19 protein-coding genes and 1 tRNA gene are annotated in these 19,592 nt (G+C 65.6%); 13 read left to right on the top strand and 7 right to left on the bottom strand.

Annotated elements, in window-relative coordinates; genetic code table 11:
* The first annotated feature begins 57 nt into the window (after nucleotides 1-57).
* Nucleotides 58-1,473 carry a bifunctional enoyl-CoA hydratase/phosphate acetyltransferase gene (locus RHOOR87_RS0110095; RefSeq protein ID WP_027484946.1) on the top strand — a complete coding sequence of 472 codons (1,416 nt, stop codon included), beginning with the start codon at nucleotides 58-60 and terminating at the stop codon, nucleotides 1,471-1,473.
* The gene (locus RHOOR87_RS0110090; protein WP_027484945.1) at nucleotides 1,470-2,663 is read left to right on the top strand and encodes an acetate/propionate family kinase; all 1,194 of its coding nucleotides are present in this window, start codon (nucleotides 1,470-1,472) and stop codon (nucleotides 2,661-2,663) included. Before RHOOR87_RS0110095 ends, RHOOR87_RS0110090 begins: the two co-directional genes overlap by 4 nt.
* A 2-nt stretch (nucleotides 2,664-2,665) precedes the next feature.
* On the opposite strand, the gene RHOOR87_RS0110085 is transcribed toward RHOOR87_RS0110090, so the two are convergent.
* Nucleotides 2,666-5,068, bottom strand: coding sequence for a phosphoketolase family protein (locus RHOOR87_RS0110085; protein ID WP_027484944.1), 2,403 nt, complete (start codon nucleotides 5,066-5,068; stop codon nucleotides 2,666-2,668).
* 163 nt (nucleotides 5,069-5,231) lie between these two features.
* Here RHOOR87_RS0110085 and RHOOR87_RS0110080 point away from each other — a divergent pair, with 163 nt between their 5' ends.
* Complete coding sequence (locus RHOOR87_RS0110080; RefSeq protein ID WP_027484943.1) at nucleotides 5,232-6,518, top strand: divalent metal cation transporter; 1,287 nt, start codon at nucleotides 5,232-5,234, stop codon at nucleotides 6,516-6,518.
* Nucleotides 6,519-7,130: 612 nt separating this feature from the next.
* Here RHOOR87_RS0110080 and galE read toward each other — a convergent pair.
* Nucleotides 7,131-8,138 carry a UDP-glucose 4-epimerase GalE gene (gene galE / locus RHOOR87_RS0110075; protein WP_027484942.1) on the bottom strand — a complete coding sequence of 336 codons (1,008 nt, stop codon included), beginning with the start codon at nucleotides 8,136-8,138 and terminating at the stop codon, nucleotides 7,131-7,133.
* Between the two features lie 622 nt (nucleotides 8,139-8,760).
* Here galE and RHOOR87_RS0110070 point away from each other — a divergent pair.
* From RHOOR87_RS0110070 to RHOOR87_RS0110060, 3 genes are all read left to right on the top strand, one after another.
* The gene (locus RHOOR87_RS0110070) at nucleotides 8,761-9,195 is read left to right on the top strand and encodes a low molecular weight protein-tyrosine-phosphatase (RefSeq protein ID WP_027484941.1); all 435 of its coding nucleotides are present in this window, start codon (nucleotides 8,761-8,763) and stop codon (nucleotides 9,193-9,195) included.
* 283 nt (nucleotides 9,196-9,478) lie between these two features.
* Nucleotides 9,479-10,756 carry a Vi polysaccharide biosynthesis UDP-N-acetylglucosamine C-6 dehydrogenase TviB gene (tviB, locus tag RHOOR87_RS0110065; RefSeq protein WP_027484940.1) on the top strand — a complete coding sequence of 426 codons (1,278 nt, stop codon included), beginning with the start codon at nucleotides 9,479-9,481 and terminating at the stop codon, nucleotides 10,754-10,756.
* A 15-nt stretch (nucleotides 10,757-10,771) separates the two neighbouring features.
* On the top strand, nucleotides 10,772-11,782 hold the full coding sequence (locus RHOOR87_RS0110060; protein WP_027484939.1) for an NAD-dependent epimerase: 1,011 nt from the start codon (nucleotides 10,772-10,774) through the stop codon (nucleotides 11,780-11,782).
* 168 nt (nucleotides 11,783-11,950) lie between these two features.
* On the opposite strand, the gene RHOOR87_RS0110055 is transcribed toward RHOOR87_RS0110060, so the two are convergent.
* Together RHOOR87_RS0110055 and RHOOR87_RS20385 are read right to left on the bottom strand one after the other, a co-directional pair.
* Entirely contained in the window at nucleotides 11,951-14,614 is a 2,664-nt protein-coding gene (locus RHOOR87_RS0110055; protein WP_027484938.1) for a TonB-dependent receptor, read from the bottom strand.
* 320 nt (nucleotides 14,615-14,934) lie between these two features.
* Nucleotides 14,935-15,210: a hypothetical protein gene (locus RHOOR87_RS20385; RefSeq protein WP_155950197.1), complete on the bottom strand. Its 276-nt coding sequence runs from the start codon at nucleotides 15,208-15,210 to the stop codon at nucleotides 14,935-14,937.
* 103 nt (nucleotides 15,211-15,313) lie between these two features.
* On the opposite strand from RHOOR87_RS20385, the gene RHOOR87_RS20625 reads away from it, so the two are divergent.
* Together RHOOR87_RS20625 and RHOOR87_RS0110040 are read left to right on the top strand one after the other, a co-directional pair.
* Entirely contained in the window at nucleotides 15,314-15,469 is a 156-nt protein-coding gene (locus RHOOR87_RS20625) for a hypothetical protein (protein ID WP_162129405.1), read from the top strand.
* Nucleotides 15,463-15,699 carry a hypothetical protein gene (locus RHOOR87_RS0110040; RefSeq protein WP_007508149.1) on the top strand — a complete coding sequence of 79 codons (237 nt, stop codon included), beginning with the start codon at nucleotides 15,463-15,465 and terminating at the stop codon, nucleotides 15,697-15,699. The genes RHOOR87_RS20625 and RHOOR87_RS0110040 overlap by 7 nt, the downstream gene beginning before the upstream one ends.
* A gap of 101 nt (nucleotides 15,700-15,800) precedes the next feature.
* Here RHOOR87_RS0110040 and RHOOR87_RS0110035 read toward each other — a convergent pair whose 3' ends face one another.
* The gene (locus RHOOR87_RS0110035) at nucleotides 15,801-16,238 is read right to left on the bottom strand and encodes a universal stress protein (RefSeq protein WP_027484937.1); all 438 of its coding nucleotides are present in this window, start codon (nucleotides 16,236-16,238) and stop codon (nucleotides 15,801-15,803) included.
* 484 nt (nucleotides 16,239-16,722) lie between these two features.
* Between RHOOR87_RS0110035 and RHOOR87_RS0110030 the strand changes: the two genes are divergently transcribed.
* From RHOOR87_RS0110030 to RHOOR87_RS19835, 5 genes are all read left to right on the top strand, one after another.
* Nucleotides 16,723-17,001, top strand: a complete 279-nt coding sequence (locus RHOOR87_RS0110030) for a hypothetical protein (RefSeq protein WP_027484936.1) — start codon at nucleotides 16,723-16,725, stop codon at nucleotides 16,999-17,001.
* Complete coding sequence (locus tag RHOOR87_RS0110025; protein ID WP_027484935.1) at nucleotides 16,998-17,594, top strand: hypothetical protein; 597 nt, start codon at nucleotides 16,998-17,000, stop codon at nucleotides 17,592-17,594. Before RHOOR87_RS0110030 ends, RHOOR87_RS0110025 begins: the two co-directional genes overlap by 4 nt.
* Nucleotides 17,595-17,611: 17 nt before the next feature.
* Nucleotides 17,612-17,875, top strand: coding sequence for a hypothetical protein (locus RHOOR87_RS20380; RefSeq protein WP_155950940.1), 264 nt, complete (start codon nucleotides 17,612-17,614; stop codon nucleotides 17,873-17,875).
* A 270-nt stretch (nucleotides 17,876-18,145) separates the two neighbouring features.
* The gene (locus RHOOR87_RS19160; protein WP_015447943.1) at nucleotides 18,146-18,499 is read left to right on the top strand and encodes a hypothetical protein; all 354 of its coding nucleotides are present in this window, start codon (nucleotides 18,146-18,148) and stop codon (nucleotides 18,497-18,499) included.
* Nucleotides 18,500-18,757: a type II toxin-antitoxin system HicA family toxin gene (locus tag RHOOR87_RS19835; protein WP_081700000.1), complete on the top strand. Its 258-nt coding sequence runs from the start codon at nucleotides 18,500-18,502 to the stop codon at nucleotides 18,755-18,757. It abuts the gene before it with no gap.
* A 53-nt stretch (nucleotides 18,758-18,810) separates the two neighbouring features.
* Here the strand turns inward: RHOOR87_RS19835 and RHOOR87_RS20375 are convergent, their stop codons facing one another.
* The gene (locus tag RHOOR87_RS20375; RefSeq protein WP_155950939.1) at nucleotides 18,811-19,119 is read right to left on the bottom strand and encodes a hypothetical protein; all 309 of its coding nucleotides are present in this window, start codon (nucleotides 19,117-19,119) and stop codon (nucleotides 18,811-18,813) included.
* Between the two features lie 317 nt (nucleotides 19,120-19,436).
* Nucleotides 19,437-19,526 (bottom strand) — tRNA-Ser (locus RHOOR87_RS0110010).
* Between the last annotated feature and the right edge of the window lie 66 nt (nucleotides 19,527-19,592).

The following is a 19,592-nucleotide window of genomic DNA, read 5'->3' as shown; positions in this document are numbered from 1 at the left end:
GGCCGGCGGCGCTACGCTGTCCGCACCGGCGCCGCCGGCACCGACCGGAACCCAAGCATGGACGAGACCACGCCCGACACCGCCGCGCCGTTGATCCGCAACCGCACGTTCGATGAGATTGCCATCGGCGACAGCGCGACGATCGAGCGCACGCTGACCGCCGAGGACGTGCAACTGCTGGCGACCCTCTACGGCGACAGCGATCCGCAGCGGCTGGACCCGGCGTCCGTCGCCTCGTCCGGCTTCCACGGCGTGATCGGCCACGGCATGTGGGGCGCGGCGCTGATCTCCGCCGTGCTGGGCACGCGCCTGCCCGGCGCCGGCACCGCCTGCCTGGAGCAGGCGCTGCGTTTCCACGCGTCGGTGCGCATCGGCGACACGCTGGCGGTGCAGGTGCAGGCGATCGCGCGGGACGCGGCGACCCGGCGCATCCGCTTCGCCTGTCGCTGCACGAACCAGCACGGCGTGCTGGCGATCGACGGTACGGTCGACGTGACCGCCCCCGGCGAGCGCATCGAATACGCCCGCACCCGCCTGCCGGAAGTGCGCCTGCCCGACGGCGCCGGCCGGCCACTGGCGGCCCGCGCCCGGTCGCTGGGCGCGATCCGCGTCGCGGTGGTGCACCCCTGCGACGAAACCAGCCTCGCCGCCGCGCTGGACGCGCATGCGGCCGGTCTGATCGAACCGGTGCTGGTGGCGCCGCAGGCGAAACTCGCGGAAGTGGCGCGCCAGGCCGGGCTCGATCTTTCCGGCATTGCCATCGAGGACGTGCCGCACAGCCATGCCGCCGCCGCGCGCGCGGCCGAGCTGGCCGCCGGCGGCCGCGTCGACGCGCTGATGAAGGGCAGCCTGCACACCGACGAACTGATGGCGGCCGTGGTGGCTTCCGCCGCCGGCCTGCGCACGGCGCGGCGCATCTCGCATTGCTACCTGATGCACAGCCCGGCATACCCGCGGCCGTTCATCATCACCGACGGGGCGATCAACATCGCACCGACGCTGGAAGAGAAGGCCGACATCGTGCGCAACGCGATCGACCTGGCGCACATCGTGGGCGTGGCCGTGCCGCGCGTGGCGATCCTCGCCGCGGTGGAGACGGTCAACCCGCGCATGCAGACCACGCTCGACGCCGCCGCGCTGTGCAAGATGGCCGACCGCGGCCAGATCGCCGGCGCCGTGCTGGACGGGCCACTGGCCTTCGACAACGCGATCTCCGCCGCCGCCGCGCGGATCAAGGGCATCGTCTCGGACGTGGCCGGCCTGGCCGACATCCTGCTGGTGCCCGACCTGGAAAGCGGCAACATGCTGGCGAAGCAGCTGGAGTACCTGGGCGGCGCCGCCAGCGCGGCGGTGGTGATGGGCGCGCGCGTGCCGATCGTGCTGACCAGCCGCGCCGACTCGCGCGAATCGCGCATCGCCTCGTGCGCGCTCGCCTCACTGGTGGCCCACCATTACCGGCTCAGCCCGCCATGAACGACCGCGGCGGCAACGCGCTGATCCTGGTGCTGAACTGCGGCTCGTCCAGCATCAAGTTCGCGCTGTTCGACGCGGGCGGGCCGCCGTTGGCGCGCACGCCCGCCTGGGGCGGCAAGGTCGAGGGCATCACCGGCGATGCCCCGGTGTTCAGCGAAAGCGGCGCCGCGGCCGAGACGCTGGCGCTGGGCTGCGAGCACCCCTACCATGCCGCGCTGACTTATCTGCGCCAGCGCATCGTGGCGCGGTTGCAGGGCCGCCGCATCGTGGCGATCGCGCACCGCGTGGTGCACGGCGGCAGCAAATATTTCGAACCGGTGCGGGTCGATGCCGCGGTGCTGGCCGACCTGAAAAGCTACATCCCGCTGGCGCCGCTGCACCAGCCGTTCGCGCTGGAAGCGATCGGCGCGCTGCTGGACGAACTGCCGCAGCTGCCGCAGGTGGCCTGTTTCGACACCGCATTCCACCAGAGCATGCCGATCGTCGAGAAGATGCTTCCGCTGCCGCGCTCGGCCTGGGAGCAAGGCCTGCGCCGCTACGGTTTCCACGGCTTGTCCTACGCGTACCAGGCGCAGGTGCTGGGCGAGCGCTATGGCGACGCCGCACGCGGCCGCACCATCGTGGCGCACCTGGGCAGCGGCGCCAGCCTGTGCGCGATGCGCAACCTGCAAAGCGTCGCCACCACGATGGGCTTCTCGGCGCTGGACGGGCTGATGATGGGCACGCGCTGCGGTGCGCTGGATCCCGGCGCGGTGATCTACCTGATGGAGATTCGCAAGCTGTCGCTCGAACGCGTGGGCCGCATGCTGTACCACGAGTCCGGCCTGCTCGGCGTCTCCGGGGTTTCCGCCGACCCGCGCGAGCTGCTGCCGCGCGAAGGCGAAGAACCGGTGCGCGAGGCGCTGGCGCTGTACGTGCGCAGCATTGTGCGCGAAGTGGGCGCGCTGACGGCCACGCTGGACGGGCTGGACATGCTGGTCTTCACCGCCGGCATCGGCGAGCACCAGGCGGTGATCCGCGAGCGCGTGTGCGCCGGCCTGGGTTTCCTCGGCGTGGCGATCGACCCGGCCGCGAATGCCGCCCACGAGCCGGTCATTTCCAGCGCAGCCAGCCGGGTGAAGGTGGTGGTGGAAGCCGCCAACGAGGAATGGGTGGCCGCGACGGCTGCGGCGACGCTCATCCGTCACTGACGCTAGGCCAGCATGCCGGCCTCCGGCGCGTCCCACACCCAGTTCCGGATTTCCGGCAGATCCTCGCCGTTCTCGTCGATGTACTGCTTGTGCTCGATCAGCTTGTCCAGCAGCTTCTGCTTGAGGTAGATGCCGCGCTCGCCCGCCTGCGGCACGCGGTTGACCACGTCGATCACCAGGTGGAAGCGGTCCAGCGCGTTCAGCACGGTCATGTCGAACGCGGTGGTGATGGTGCCCTCCTCCTTGTAGCCGTGCACGTGCAGGTTGTCGTGGTTGGTGCGCCGGTAGGTCAGCCGGTGGATCAGGCTGGGGTAGCCGTGGAACGCGAAGATCACCGGCCTGTCGCGGGTGAACAGCTGGTCGAAATCGTCGTCGTCCAGGCCGTGCGGATGTTCGCTGGGCGACTGCAGCTTCATCAGGTCGACCACGTTGACCACGCGCACTTTCAGCTCCGGCAGGTAGCGGCGCAATACCGACACCGCCGCCAGCGTCTCCAGCGTGGGCACGTCGCCGGCACAGGCCATCACCACGTCCGGTTCGCCGTGCTGGTCGCTGCTGGCCCACGGCCAGATGCCGATGCCCTGGCTGCAGTGCCGCTGCGCCGCGTCCATCGCCAGCCATTGCGGCGCGGGATGCTTGCCGGCGACCACCACGTTGACGTAGTGCCGGCTGCGCAGGCAGTGATCGATCACCGACAGCAGGCAGTTCGCGTCCGGCGGCAGGTATACCCGCACGATGCTGGCCTTCTTGTTGACCACGTGGTCGATGAAGCCGGGGTCCTGATGGGTGAAGCCGTTGTGGTCCTGCCGCCACACATGCGAGGCCAGCAGGTAGTTCAGCGAGGCGAGCGGACGCCGCCACGGGATCGCCGCGGTCATCTTCAGCCACTTGGCATGCTGGTTGAACATCGAGTCGACGATGTGGATGAACGCCTCGTAGCAGTTGAACAGGCCGTGCCGGCCGGTCAGCAGATAGCCTTCCAGCCAGCCTTCGCACTGATGCTCGCTGAGCATCTCGACCACCCGGCCGTGCGCCGCGAGGAATTCGTCGTTCGGCTTCAGTGCGGCCTGCCACTGGCGGTTGGTGGCCTCGAACACCGCGCCGAGGCCGTTCGACACCGTCTCGTCCGGGCCGAACACGCGGAAGTTGCGCGACGGCTCGTTCAGGCGGATCACGTCGCGCAGGAACGGCCCCAGCGCGCGCGCGTCGCCGCTGCCGCGCACGCCGGGCTGCGGCACCGCGAGCGCGTAGTCGCGGAAGTCCGGCAGGCGCAGGTCGCGCAGCAGCAGGCCGCCGTTGCTGTGCGGGTTCGCGCTCATCCGACGCGTGCCGGCGGGCGCCAGCGCGGCCAGCTCCGGCCGCAGCCGGCCGTGCGCATCGAACAACTCGTCCGGCCGGTAGCTGCGCAGCCACGCTTCGAGCTGCTGCAGGTGCTCCGGCGGACTGCTGGCGGAGATCGACAACGGCACCTGGTGCGCGCGGAAGGTGTCCTCGTTCGGCTTGCCGTCCACCAGTTTCGGCCCGGTCCAGCCCTTGGGCGAATCGAGCACGATCATCGGCCAGCGTGGCCGCGTAGCGACGCCTTGCTCGCGCGCGCCGCGCTGGATCTGCCGGATCTGCGCCACCACCGCGTCCAGCGTCGCCGCCATCGCCTGGTGCATCGCCGCCGGTTCGCTGCCCGAAACGAAATACGGCGTCCAGCCGTAGCCGCGCAGCAGCTGTTCCAGCTCGTCGCGACCGATCCGCGCCAGCAGGGTGGGGTTGGCGATCTTGTAGCCGTTCAGGTGCAGGATCGGCAGCACCGCGCCGTCGCCGACTGGGTCGAGGAACTTGTTCGAATGCCAGGCCGTGGCCAGCGGCCCGGTCTCGGCCTCGCCGTCGCCGACGACGCAGGCGGCGATCAACCCGGGGTTGTCGAACACCGCGCCGAACGCGTGGCTTAGCGAGTAGCCGAGTTCGCCGCCCTCGTGCAGCGAACCGGGACATTCCGGCGAGGCGTGGCTGGGGATGCCGCCGGGAAACGAGAACTGCTTGAACAGCCGCTGCAGCCCCGCCTCGTCCTGGCTGATGTCCGGGTAGACCTCGCTGTAGGTGCCGTCCAGGTACGCGTTCGCCACCACCACGGGACCGCCATGGCCGGGACCGGAGAGGTAGATCATGTCCAGGTCGTACTGCCGGATCGCCCGGTTCAGGTGCGCATAGATGAAGTTCTGCCCCGGCGTGGTGCCCCAGTGGCCCAGCAGCATGTGCTTGACGTGGGCCAGCGCCAGCGGCTCCTTCAGCAGCGGATTGGCGCGCAGGTAGATCTGCCCGACCGAGAGGTAGTTCGCGGCGCGCCACCAGGCGTCGATGCCGCGCAGCTGATCGGGGTCGAGCGGCTGGTGGGCGAAGGCATCGGTAGTCATGATCGGGCAGCCTCGTGAATGCGAAGATACGGCTCGGTGCACTATGTACACCGCGGCTTGTGAAATTCGCTGCGACACCTCGTCACACACACGGTTCGACGGTTCCATCATCCGGACAGATACCCTGCCGCAGTGCCGGACAGGATCACCCAGCGGAAACCCCATGGCCGTACGCGAAAACACCGAAGACGGCGGCCCGGAAACCCCGCCCTGGAAAGACCTCGGCGCCGGCCTGATCACCGGCGCGGCCGACGACGACCCGAGCGGCATCGCCACCTACTCGCAGGTGGGCGCGGCATTCGGCTACGGCATGCTGTGGGCGGCGCTGGTGACCATGCCGCTGATGATCGCGATCCAGGCGATCAGCGCCGGCATCGGCCGCGTCACCGGCCATGGCCTGATGGACGGCATGCGCCGGTATTACCCGCGCACGCTGGTTTACGCGCTGCTGATGCTGGTTTTCATCGCCAACGTGATCAACCTGGCGGCCGACATCGGCGCCATGGGCGCGGCGCTGAAGCTGCTGATCGGCGGGCCGGCCCTGCTCTACGCCGCGCTGTTCGCCGGGCTGTCGCTGCTGCTGCAGGTGTTCATCCCGTTCACCCGCTACGCACCGATCCTGAAGCTGCTCACGCTCAGCCTGTTCGCCTACGTGGCTACCGCGCTGGTGATCGACGTGCCGTGGCGCGCGGTGCTCAGGAGCATCGTGCTGCCGCCGATCCGTTGGGACGCGGCCTACGCCATGGGCCTGGTCGCCCTGCTCGGCACCACCATCAGCCCTTATCTGTTTTGCTGGCAGGCCTCCGAGGAAGTGGAGGAGATCGAGACGAGCAAGCGGCGCAAGCCGCTGCAGGACGCGCCGCAACAGGCACCAAGCGCGCTGCGCCGGATCGGCATCGATACCACGGTGGGCATGATCTTCTCCAACCTGATCGCGTTCTTCATCATCCTCACCGCCGCCGTGGTGCTGCATGCGCACGGCAAGACCGACATCCAGTCCTCGGCCCAGGCCGCCGAAGCGCTGCGACCGCTGGCCGGTGATCTGGCCTTCGCGCTGTTCGCCGCCGGCATCATCGGCACCGGCCTGCTCGCCGTGCCGGTGCTGGCCGGTGCCACCGCCTACGCCGCCGCGGGCGCGTTCGGTCGGCGCAGCGGACTCGAACACAAGCCGCACGAAGCCCGCTTCTTCTACGGTGTGCTGATCGGCTCCGCCCTGCTCGGCATCGCGCTCAACCTCACCCCGCTCGACCCGATCAAGGCGCTGTACTGGAGCGCGGTGATCAACGGCGTGGCCGCCGTGCCACTGATGGTCGCGATGATGCTGATGGGTTCGCAGCGCAAGGTCATGGGCGACTTCACCATGCCCTGGCCGTTGAAACTGTTCGGTTGGCTGGCCACGGCGGCGATGGGGGCAGCGGTGGTGGGGATGTTCGTGACATGGGGGAAGTAGGGCCTGTCCGAAATTCGCCGCTGGCGACGCCGCCGAAGCTTTCAGTCCGCCGTTGGAACCCGAGGCGCCCGGCATCCCGGTGATCCTGCATCTGTCTGCCGGCCGGTGCCACGGCGGCAACAATGACCGTTATGCGGCGCTGTGCGCCGAGCTGCAGTACTTGCCGCGCGATCGAGGAAGCGCTGCAGATGGAGCCGGCGATCATCGAACTGGCTGGCGAATTCACCCAGCACCAGCATGCGCTGTTCCTCGGCTGCGGCGTGCAGTATCCGGCGTCGCCGAACGGCCCACTGCTGGACAAGCTGAAGTCGAACCTGCAGGAAGTGCGCGCCCGCGGCGGCCGCCTGATCGTGTTTGCCGAGGCCGCCGCCCGGGCATGGACGACATGGCCGGCAACGGCATCATGCTGCGCGTGCAATCCGGCGGCAGCCTCATCGCGCCGACCGCGTTCACCGTGCCGCTGCAGCTGCTCGCCGACCACGTCACCGTGCTGCGCGGCACGGCACCGACGTCGACCAGCCGCGCAACCTGGCCAAATCGGTCACGATGGCATAGGAGCGACGAGCGAGTGGAGAGGGATGAACAACGGGAGAAAGGCCTCCTCCCCGAGGTTCATGCCCTGTCCGCCAGCGTTACTGGCTGCCGTGCGAGCTTTCGTTCCCACAGCAGTGCCGTGCCCACGATGACATCCAGGTCGTCGTACCGAGGCCGCCAATCGAGTCGCTGCTTGAGCCGGTCGCTGTGCGCCACCAGCATCGGCGTATCGCCGGCGCGACGCGGCAATTCGATCACCGTCAGCGGGTGGCCGTCGGCACGTTGCACTGCGTCGATGACTTCGCGCACGCTGTAGCCGTGGCCGTAGCCGCAATTGAGGGTCAGTGATTCGCCGCCATCGCGCAGGTGGTCGAGTGCCTGCAAGTGGGCTGCGGCCAGATCCTCGACATGGATGTAGTCGCGGATACCGGTGCCGTCCGGCGTGTCGTAGTCGCTGCCGAAGACCGATACGCTGGCGCGCTTGCCGACCGCATGCTCGCAGGCAACCTTGATCAGCAGCGTCGAGTGCGGCGTCGAATGCCCGATGCGGCCCAGCGGATCGCAACCGGCAACGTTGAAGTAGCGCAGGGTCACGTGCCGCATCGCTCCGGTGGCGCAAAGATCGCGCAGCATGGTCTCGGACATGAGCTTGGACGCGCCGTACGGGTTGATCGGCCGGGTGGGCGTGTCCTCGTCGGCCATGCCGTTCTCGGTCACGCCGTAGACCGCAGCGGTGGAGGAAAAGATGAACCGCTCCACGCCAGCCTCCGCGCAACAGGCGAGCAGGCTTTGCGTGTTGCAGGTGTTGTTGCCGTAATACTTGAGCGGGTCGCCCAGCGATTCGGGCACCACCGTATGCGCGGCGAAATGCAGCACCGCATCGACCCGATGCCTGCCCAGCACGCGGGCAACCAGGGCGCGATCACCAACATTGCCGACCACCAGTTCGGCACCACGCACCGCGTCGCGAAACCCGGTACTCAGATTGTCGATGACGACAACGCGCTCGCCACGTGCGACCAGCTGCTGCACGACATGGCTGCCGATGTAACCGGCACCGCCGGTGACGAGGACGCTGTTGTTCATGAACGGTACTCCTTCATGGACCGCGGAAACCCGCGCTCGGCCCGGACGGCACGCCGGCAGCCGCTGCGCTTGTGGATCGACGGTGCCTGCGCTGCAGCAAAGACGTCCGGTATCCGCACCGGCGGCATGGACACGTGGCGTGCTTGCCGGCAATGCGCTCCAGCGGCGCGTTCACGATGCGCAAAATTTTTCGTGACGCACCCGCACACCGCCACTGATCGGATCGACTCCCGCCTGGCAGCGTCAATTCGACAAAGACTCAAACTCGGCCAACATTCACCCGGCCAACTTCACGGCCAAGGCAAACTGGCGTGAAAATCGCTTTCACATTCACATTCACATTTGCATGACTCGCAGCGCTGGTAATCTTTGGTATTTCAACGACGCCTCGAAAACCTCCGAGACTGCAAGAACGGGATAATCGAGATAAGGCAAGCCACCGTCACTCACGGCTCGGTTATTGACTTAATCATCACAAGTTACATGACCTGGCTCCGGCAGAAATGCCATGGGCACCTGCTATAAAAGACCTTCTCCAAAAACAGACAGAGGGCCGATCTCGCTATCTCTTGCGTCCTTGATCGACGCCAGCTGGCTTGGACCCCGGGAGCAAGTCGGCACCGTGTACAAACGGATACTGATCGTCTGCGTGGGCAACATTTGCCGCAGCCCTATGGCTGAATACCTGTTTCGACAGCGCATGGCGACGCGCGGCATCGAATTCAGCAGCGCCGGGCTCGGTGCGCTCGTCGGCAGCCCGATGGATGCGACTGCCTTGCAATTGCTTGCCGAAAACGGCATCGACGGCACGATGCATCGCGCGCATCAGCTGACACCTACCATCCTGCGCCAGGCCGATTTGGTACTGGGCATGGAAAAGAACCATGTAGCCGCAATGATTCGGCTCGCCCCCGAGGTCCGCGACAAGGTTTACCTGCTCGACAAATGGCTGCACGGGAATGACATTCCCGATCCCTATCGCCAGCAACGGACTGTCTTCGAACATGTTCACGAGATAATCACGCAGGGTGTCAGCAGCTGGGAGCCCTACCTGTGACTCCCATCCCTACGAGTCGAGCATCCCCATGACCCTCATCAGGGACCCCATGCAGCGCGACCCTGCTGGACCAGCCGCTGCTGCAGATCGCCGGCAAGAACGGCAGCTATGCCCTGGTGGTCGGCAACGTGGGCCACCGGCACACAGCGCACATGCCCATTGCTTTCCGGACAATTGGCAGCCCGCCCGAACATTGACACGCGGAGGCGACCGGCCGCAGTCTGCGACTGCCGGGGCTGCACGCGCATAAGACTGTCCACTCAAAGCATGTTGAGGTGACCGAATGCGGAACATGGAGAACACCAAGCTCGCCATCGTGGGCCTGGGCTACGTCGGCCTGCCGCTCGCCGTGGAGTTCGGCAAGCACTACGACACCGTCGGCTTCGACATCAAGAAGGCCAGGATCGATGAGCTGGTTGCCGGTCGCGACAACACGCTGGAAGTGGACACCGCCGAACTGGCCGCGGCCACGCGCCTGCGCTTCAGTGCGGAGCTGGACGACCTGCGGGACCGCGACACCTACATCGTCACCGTGCCCACGCCGATCGATCTCGCCAAGCGCCCGGACCTGACGCCGCTGATCAAGGCCAGCGAAACCCTGGCCAAGGTGCTCAAGCCCGGCGACGTGGTGGTGTACGAATCCACCGTGTATCCCGGTTGCACGGAAGAAGTGTGCGTCCCGATCCTCGAAAAAGGTTCTGGCCTGGTCTACAACCGCGATTTCTTCGCCGGCTACAGTCCCGAACGGATCAACCCGGGCGACAAGCAGCATCGCGTCACCGGCATTCGCAAGGTCACGTCGGGCTCCACGCCGGAAACGGCCGATTTCGTCGATCGCCTGTACAGCTCGGTGATCACCGCCGGCACGTACCGGGCCAGCTCGCTGAAGGTGGCCGAGGCGGCCAAGGTCATCGAGAACACCCAGCGCGACCTGAACATCGCGCTGGTCAACGACCTGGCCATCCTGTTCAACAAGCTGGGCATTGACACGCTGGAAGTGCTCGAGGCCGCCGGCACCAAGTGGAACTTCCTGCCGTTCCGCCCGGGCCTGGTGGGCGGCCATTGCATCAGCGTGGATCCGTACTACCTCACGCACAAGGCGCAGGAGGTGGGCCATCATTCGGACGTGATCCTGGCCGGCCGCCGCACCAACGACGGCATGGGACCGTACATCGCCGGCGAAGTGATTCGCCTGATGGTGCGCAAGGGCATCAACCCGGTGCAGGCGCGCGTGCTGATCCTGGGCCTGGCGTTCAAGGAGAACTGCCCGGACCTGCGCAACACCCGCGTGGTCGACATCGTGCTGGCGCTGCACGGCTACAACGCCCAGGTCGATGTCCACGATCCGTGGATCAACGCCGCCGAAGCCGAGCACGAATACGCCATCAAGCCCCTTGCCCAGCCGCAAGCCGGCAGCTACGACGCGGTGATCATCGCGGTCGGCCACCAGCAGTTCGTCGGCATGGGCCCGGCCGGCATCCGCGCGTTCGGCAAGGCCGCCTCGGTGCTGTACGACGTGAAATGCCTGCTGCCGCGCGAAGCGGTCGACGGCCGCCTCTGAGCGGGACTTCATGCCATGAAAGTACTGGTCACCGGCACCGCCGGCTTCATCGGCTCGCATGTCGCACTGCAACTGCTCGAACGCGGCGATGAGGTCATCGGCCTCGACAACCTCAACGACTACTACGACGTCAACCTGAAGAAGGCCCGGCTGGCGCGTTTCATCGCGCACCCAGGCTATACGCATGTCCATGCCGACCTGGCCGACCGCACGGCGGTGGAGAATACCTTCGCCGCGCACAAGCCGCGGCGCGTGATCAACCTGGCGGCGCAGGCCGGCGTGCGCTATGCGGCCGAAAACCCGCACGTGTACGTGGCCAGCAACGTCACCGGTTTCCTGCACGTGCTGGAAGGTTGCCGCCGGCACGAGGTGGAGCATCTGGTGTTCGCCTCCACCAGTTCGGTGTACGGCGCCGACACCGCCATGCCGTTTTCCGAGCATCAATCCACCGAACACCCGCTCACCCTCTACGCCGCCTCCAAGAAGGCCAACGAGCAGATGGCGCACAGTTACGCGCATCTGTACGGCATTCCGTGCACAGGGCTGCGCTTCTTTACCGTCTACGGACCGTGGGGCCGCCCGGACATGGCGCTGTTCCTGTTCACCCGGGCGATCCTGGCCGGCGAGCCGATCAAGGTGTTCAACCACGGCCGGCACAAACGCAGTTTCACCTACGTGGACGACATCGTGGAAGGCGTGATCCGCACACTGGATACGTTGCCGGGCAAGGACAGCGACTGGAACGGGGACGCCCCCGATCCGGCCAGCAGCGGGGTTGCGCCGTACCGGCTGTACAACATCGGCAATGCGGAAGCGGTGGAACTGCTGCGCTACATCGCGGTGCTGGAGCAGTGCCTGGGGCGCAAGGCGCAAATGGAAATGCTGCCCATGCAGGCGGGCGACGTTCCCGATACCGAGGCGGACGTGTCGGAGCTGATCCGGGCGGTCGGCTACGCCCCGAAGGTTCCGATCGGCACCGGCATCGCCAACTTCGTGAGCTGGTACCGCGGCTACTACGGCGTGTAGTCGATCCATGCCCGGGCGCGGACGGGCGCATTGCCAATACGGGACAACTCGTGGCGGTGGCCGCCCTCTTCGTTCTCGACTGCCCCACGCTGTAGATAGAGGCCCGCGGCTGAATCGGCCGTCTCCCCGGGCACGCCCGGGGAGACGGCCCCGCATGGCGGCGGGCGGTCAGAAGCTGGCCGTCACGCGCGCGTACCAGAACGCGCCGTTGAAACCGAACGGCGAGGTGAGCGCGTACTTGACGCCAAGGAACTGCAGCGTGCCGTTCTGCTCCTTGCCAGGGTAGGTGTTGAAGACGTTGTTGCCTCCGACAGCCACCGTGAAGGTGTCGTTGAACTTGTAGCGCGCCTCCAGGTCGAGCAGCGTCTTGCCGCTGTAGTAATTCACATCATCCGGCGGGTTGTTGCTGCCGAACAGGCCGACCGTGGTGCTCCAGCCGCCGTAATGGTTGATCCGGGCGATGGCGTCGAACCTGTGCAAGCCGTAGTCGAAGCTGAGCACCGACCGGCTCTTCGGCACCTGGTGTTCGAGGTCGTACACGAAATCGTTGTTGAGCGTGTCCGGCTTGACCTTGACCACGTCCTGCGTGTTGCGGTTGTAGCGGAAGTCGACGTTGAGCCTGCCGTTGCCCAGTTGGTGCCAGGTGTCGACCACGAAGTCGATGCCGTGGACATGGGAGCCGTACGCGTTGCCGAAATAGCTGGCGTCGCTGCCGAGCAGCAATGGTGCGTTCGGGTAGCCACCGGCGGCGAGTTGGTCGACGATGGCCTGGGTCACGGTCTTGCTGACCAGGCCGATGCGGTTGTCGATCCTGATCCGGTAATAGTCCAGGCTCGTCGTGACGTTGTCGAGCGGCGTCCACACGGCGCCGACGGACAGGCTCCTCGACGTCTCGGTCTGCAGCGGTGTCGAGCCGAGCGCGCGCGCCACCGGGTTGTTCACCGGATAGGTGCCGCTGGGGATCAGGCCGCCCTGGGCATTCGCCGTGGTGGTGATGTTCAGCGTGTTGGCCTGGCCCGGGGTCGGCGTGCGGAAGCCGGTGTTATAAGTGCCACGCAGCGCGAACGTGTCGGTGAACGCGTAGCGGCTGGAAAGCTTGTACACCACCTTGGAACCGTAGCCGTTCGCATGCTCGTAGCGCACCGCCGCGGCGCCCGACCACTTGTCGGTGAGGTTCGTCTCGGCGTCGAAGTAGGCGGAGTCGCTGTTTTGCGTGAACCGCCCGGCCGCGCTGGTCGGAAAGCCCTGGAAGGCATCGGAGCCCACGCCGAACACCGACGCGGTCGGCCCCACCGCGATCGAACCGGCGTCGCCCTGGTGGATGATGTAGGTCTCCTGGCGCCATTGCGCACCGAAGGCCAGCGTGAGCGGCGAGTTGTCGAACGAGCGGACGAAATCCGCGCCGGCGCCCTGCTCCCGCTGGGTCAGCTTGCCGGGGTGGAAGCTGGTGGGTGAAAGGCTGCCCAGGCTCGGGTTGATCGAACCCTGCAGCCGGTAGTCGACCTCGTTGCTGCCGGTGCGGTAGTGCGCATCCCACTGGAAGTTGCTCTGCCCGCCGCCGCGCACGCCGCCGACCAGCTGGTGATCGGCGATGTCCGCGCCGAACATCGGGCTGTAGCCGCCGGGGAACTGCGTGTAGATCGGGTTGAGCAGCACCCAGCCGCTCGAACTCGCGGCGTTGGCCGTGAGGTAGTTCGCCGGATTGCCGCCGCCGGCGACGATGCTGTCCACCAGCGACTGCGGCGCATCCGCCGGCGTCAGGGTGCCGCTGGCGTAGTTGACCAGCGTCGAGCGGCCGGCGATGCCGTACTGCGCCGGCAATACCGGGTTGCGGTAGAAGAAGCTGGACAGGACCTTCTTGTCCATGAAGTTGCCGTAGCCGTACAGCTCCACGTCGCCCGTCAGCGGCAGGCCGGCGTTGACGAAGAGCTTGTTCGACTTGGTCTGCGGGTCGCCCCAGCGCTGGCCGAGGCCGTTGTACGGCACCTGGTTCGCACCCACCGCCGCCGCGACGAGCGCCGCGTTGTGCTGCGGAATGCCGCGCGAAGTGGGATCGGTGGTCTCGCGCTCGGCACTCACGTGCACGAAGCCTCCGGCGCCGAGCGGGAACCCGGCGTCGGCGTCGTAGCGCCGCAGGTCGCCGTCGCCCTTGCCGTACTTGCCCAGCTCCGCGCTGACCGTGACGCCCTTGGGGGCCTTCTTCAGAATGACGTTGACCACGCCGGCGATCGCGTCCGATCCGTACAGCACCGAGGCGCCATCGCGCAGCACCTCGACGCGCTCGATCGCGTTGGACGGAAACACCGAGAAATCGACCGCCTGCGCGCCCTGGTTGAAGGTGCCGAGCGGATCGATCTGCAGGTTGACCAGCGCCGAACGATGGAAGCGCACGCCGTCGACCAGCACCAGGGTCTGGTCGGGCGACAGGTTGCGCAACGACACCGGCCGCACGAACGCCGTGCCGTCGGCAATGGGAAAGCGCTGGGTAGTCAGCGACGGCACGATATTGGTCAGCGCGTCGGTAAGGTCCGCCGACGGCTGGTTCGCGATCTGGCTGCCGCTGAACGCGTCGATCGGCGAAATGGATTCGGTCGGCGACAGGCCGGCCCGGTGCGTGCCGGTCACCACGACTTCCTGCAGGGTGGTGGTCGATTTGGCCTTCGCCGCATTGCTGCGTCCCTGCGCCGTGGTCGCCTGGCTAGCCGTGGCCTGCCCGCTGTCCGACGCTCCCGGATCCTGCGCCTGCGCCGAACACGCGACCAGCGCCGCGGCGGCAAGCGCTGTGCGCACTGCGCGCAAAAGCACGATGTTGACCCCTGCATGGTTAGGCATTTTCTCTCCCCTTCTGGTTGGCCCTGTATCCCCTACAGCGCAACCTACTCCGACCCTTTCCACCAAAAAAGTCCCCCATTGGTAGTACGTGCGTGAAATCACCCTGTTGGCGACAGCCTCGTCACTCGGCGCACTCGTCACCGCACCGCGGCGAAGCATGACGCCGCGCCGCGCTCGGCTCCGCCGGCACCCTGGGCATGCCGACACTGGTCTCTTCGTATGTACTTGCCACCCGGGTTCGCACGACAGGAGTTGGGACGTTGGAGGCAGGAAGTGGGCTTTGCCGTTCTTGCGGGCGTTCCGTTGCACGGGCGACCCGGTCACTCCAATGCTGTCGGCGACTCGAAAATCCAGCCCGCCATATCGCCGCAAAAAATTGCAGGTGGCTCTGACACGCTTAGCCTCTGCGGCCAAGGGAAGTGCGCACTGAGGGGCGTTCGGCGCACGGTCTGCCGCGCCTTGCAATACGCGCCCGTGGCCGTGCTGCATGGTGACAGGTCGTTGGCGATCCGTTCCACGACGTCGCGATCCATCGTCGCCTGGCACGAAGCGTCGCCGTTCAAGGTCTGCGCCATGAACAGCGGCAACGTGGTCATCGGCGGAAACAGCCGCTAACGGTGCGCAGGCATTTGCCTCGTCGTCGGCACCCTGATCGTCCATGAGCACAATGCAGCGAAGGGATGCGCCGCATTCCCGCAAATGCTCGCGCTGACCGTAGCGGTATACGCACTGTTCTTCACCATGGCCGACAGCGACGCCTTGACCGCCGTCGCGACCTGGTTCCGCAACCTGCCATTGACCTATGGCCTGCGGCCGACAAGCGAGGGGATTACCGCTACTTCTGCAGCGTGCTGATCGGCTCCGCCCTGCTCAGCACCGCACTCAACCTCACCCCACTCGACCCGGCAAAGGCGCGGTACTGGAGCGCCGTGATCAACGGCCTGGCCGCGGTATCGCTGATGGCCGCGCTGATGCCGATGGGCTCGCAGCGCAAGGTCAAGGGTGAATTCACCACGTCGTGGTCGCTGAAACTGTTCGGCTGGCTGACCACCACCGCGATGGCGGCGGTGATGTTCGTGATTTAGGGGAAGTGAGGCATGGCCAGGCACAGCCCAGGCGGCGACCGGACGACCCTCGCCGGAGCCGGCCGCATCCCTTCGATCCGCGATTCGCCGGCACCCAGCGCTCAACGGCATACCAACACTGGAATCTCGCTTTCCAGCAGCGTCTTGTGGGTCTCGCTTCCGAGCAGCAAGCGGGTCACGCCGCGCCAGCCGTGCGATGCCATCACCACCAGGTCGCAGTGCTGCGCACGCGAGGTCTCGAGGATCGCCTCATGCGGGTGATCATTGAAAATATAGCTGCTGCCGCATTCGACGCCGGCCGCCTTGGCCAGCTGCTGCACTTCGGCCAGATAACGCTCGGCGCGCACAACGGCGTCCCGCGCGTACGTGGCCTCGGTGGCAGTCACCATCTCGGCCATGTAGGCGATGGTGTGGAACGGCGGCACCACATGCAGCGCATAGACCTTCGCCTTGCATGCCTGCGCCAGTTCGAGGCCGAGCTTGACCGCGCGCAACGAGAGCTCCGAACCGTCGATGGGAAGAAGGATGTGCTTGAACATGGCTGGCTCCTCGGTTGGGTTGGATCCTCGGCGGCAGGCGTGGCCATCATCAATGTCCAGTTCGCTGCCGGTCATGGATTCTGATTCGTCAATGGCGAGCTCATCCGGCTCGTCCCTGTGGCCGGGCGGATGCAACGCGCCGATCTCGCGTCGGTGTTGCAGTGGACCGCCCTGCACTGCCGCGATGTACCGTCACCAGTCGAGCCGCGCAGGCCGCCCCGCTGCCCCATGCGCCATCAGTTGCCCTGCCGTCCAGCCTGCCCACGCTCGTGCCTTCGGTATCGACGACCGCAGCATGCGCACGCCCGCAGGGAGCGGTGTTGACCACGATCAAGTGGACACTGCATCGCGAACCTGGTTGATTCCAGTCAATCGGGCCGTGCCGAAGCGGGTTCACGAGGAACCCGTGCGGCAGCGTGAAGGATCGAGTCCTGCCTGATCCATCGTGAACGTGGACAGGGCGAATGCGGATATCCCTTGTCGCATGGCGCAGGTGGCCCGTTGCAAAGCCGACCAAGCAAGGCCTTGCTCGTCGCTCGTCGGCGCGCTGCCAGACATCGCCAGCATCGTCGTTCTTCCCGCGACGCCGCTGGCGACCGATCCCGGCCTTGCGTTGCTGCCGGCTGCCTTCTCCGTGTTCCCGATCGCGGCGACGATGGCCTCCCCGCCGGTCGAAACGGCCACGCGACGATTCATGCATTCCGCCAACGATGCCTCACCGGCACAACAAGCTGGCGAGCGGGCCAGGAGCAAGGCTTCATGAGCGACCCGTGGACGCGCCTGCTGCAGCTCGCCTACTTCATGCTTCTCGCCTATTGCACCAACATGGCGCCACCCTTCACCCGGTACTGGCGCGGCTGGAACCGCCCTATCCACGAGCGCCTCCTCGGCAGCCACAAGACCGTGCTCGGCTTTCTGTGCCGTGACCCGCTGGCATCGCATCATGCGGCGACGTACATCGACAAGACCGGCGTAGGCGCTGGTCCCTGGGACATGTTCAAAGAAACGCGCATGAAGCGCATGCACGCCGTCACGATCACTTCCGGCACCGCCGTCACGCGCACCGCCGATGGCTGGCATGTCGCCAAGCTGGAACTGGTGAGCCGGATACAGGCGCTGTTGCATTCGGGCGACCTGCTCATTGAGCCGGAACTAGCCGATGCCGCAACGCTAGCGCGTGAGCTGCAAGACTTCCGGGTGACTTTCAGCACGGCAGGTAATGCGCAATTCGGCGCGCGCGAAGGCGCACACGACGACCTGGTGCTGTCCGTGGTCACGGCGATCTTCGGGGCGACCCGCGCCGAGCCGGTCATGGAGCTGGGGCTGATGATGCCGGGCAATGGTTACCGCCACTGACGGCGGCGCAGCGGTCGGTGGCCGTGAAGCGCAGGGCGGAAATCTGGACAGCACTGCATCCAGAACAGGTGGGAAAAGATTTCCCACCTGTTGCTAAACACGGCCGGCCGCAACCGAAAGCCTTTGCCGCCGAAACGGCTGAAGCATCCGGCATGACCAAACGGTCAATCAATCAACACCTCGCCCGCGCCGAAGCCCTTGGCGACGACCTGGATGAAGTGGCCGGTACATCACTGGACAAGGGCGTTGAGTTGGGCGCGCTGGCAGCCTGCCTGCCGTGAGGTGTACGGTATCAAGAGGTGGGGATTGGTCGCGTGCGCTGAATCGGGAACTGGGAGGACTGGCGTTCAGCCGCGTCGGCTACGCGATGGTGGATGGTGGCGCCGATTCTCGGATGGGCGAGGTGATGACCGCTGTTGACAGATTCTTCGCCAAACCGTTAGATAAACCTTGTCAAGTTTGACTTAGAGCAGGTTTAACAATTCAACCGAGCACGGAGCCTAGAATAGGCGGTTATCGAAAGCAGTTCCGGTCACGGACGGGGGTCTGAGATGTCGTCAAATAAACGGAAAGTCAGATGCTATGCGGAGAAGATCGGGAAGCAATGGCAGGCGTTCTGTATTGACTTGAACCTCGCAGTACAGGCCGACACGCTGCCTGACGTACGAGCAAAGCTCGAAGCGATGATTAACAGCTACCTGAAGCTGGCCATGGAGCAAACGGATCCGCAATACCAGCGCGACATGCTGTTCCGACCTGCCCCGCTCGCCATTCAGCTTCGCTACTGGTATGTCCGCGCGGCGGTCGCCTTTGACAACATCGGCCGGCCTCGCCATCACGGCGGCCGTCATGATCATCGCGGAAAGTTCGAACTGATGTCGTTTCGGCAGCCGGCGCTCTGTTGAGTGGGAGGCAAACCGCAGCTAGATTGCCGCGCGGTCAAATCACTCCTGAAGATGCTGGGATTCAGTAAAGTCCGTCAGGATGGTTCGCACGAGCATTATCAGATGGTGGCGCGAGGCCACATGCGTACAGTCACGGTCGACTGTCCGAAGGCTCCCTTCTCTCATGACCTCGTGCATTCCATGGCCAGGCAAGCCGGTCTAAAGCAGTCCGAGTTCTATGCGGCAAGCAATGGAATGATGCCGTCACCTTGGCCTTAGTTCGGCTTCACTCCCACACCAAGCCCGCTACAGCGGGCTTTTTTGCTCTGCTGCTACGCGCCCACTTTCAGCAGCGATGTATCGACCCCATTTGAGCCGCGAGATAGAAGCTCCCAATTCTCGAAGCACGCGCAGACATCGGGGGGCTCGACAAGCTTCCACGTATTCATGCTGAGCGCCGCCAAGTTAATTCCAGCGACGGTCTTCCAAGTGATCACGATGTATGCGTCATCGTCGGTAACCAAAAGGTTGCCGGGCGTGTATCTAGCTTCGCTAACTGCCGCTGGAACCTCCAACTTCGCGAGCAGATCGCCAACTGGAATTGCTAGCACCACTTTAGATCCTGCTGTGGCAATGCTCATGAGCGTTAGCGAAAACCTCTCGTCACCAGCAAGAGATATGCTCGCTGCCGGGCGCCTTTGATCATCTGGATCTACGCGCAAGCAATACTCGCGCACAGCTCCCCTAGCCGACACTTCGTAGAAGAAGGCCCCCGGCTTTAGGCTGGCGACACTTTTGGATTTAAGTCCCTTGAGGGGAACAGTAATTGTCATAACGCCCCGTTCGAATGGAGGCAAGACTAGCGGTTATGGCACGTTGCAGCAGGTGGGAACAAAGCGTGATACGTCAAACGAATACAACAAAAAAGCCCATGAAATCATGAGCTTAGTTGCATATCTGGCGGAGAGAGTGGGATTCGAACCCACGGTAGTGTTGCCACTACGGCAGTTTTCAAGACTGCTGCCTTAAACCGCTCGGCCATCTCTCCAGACTTGTTCGCGATCTTCTGCGAGGGTCGCCATGCTATCAGGAACACGGCGACGGGTGCCTGTGG

Source organism: Rhodanobacter sp. OR87 (assembly GCF_000473345.1).
Classification (GTDB): Bacteria; Pseudomonadota; Gammaproteobacteria; order Xanthomonadales; family Rhodanobacteraceae; genus Rhodanobacter; species Rhodanobacter denitrificans.
Note: the sequence above shows the minus strand (reverse complement) of the source record. Positions and strands in the feature narration are given on the sequence as shown.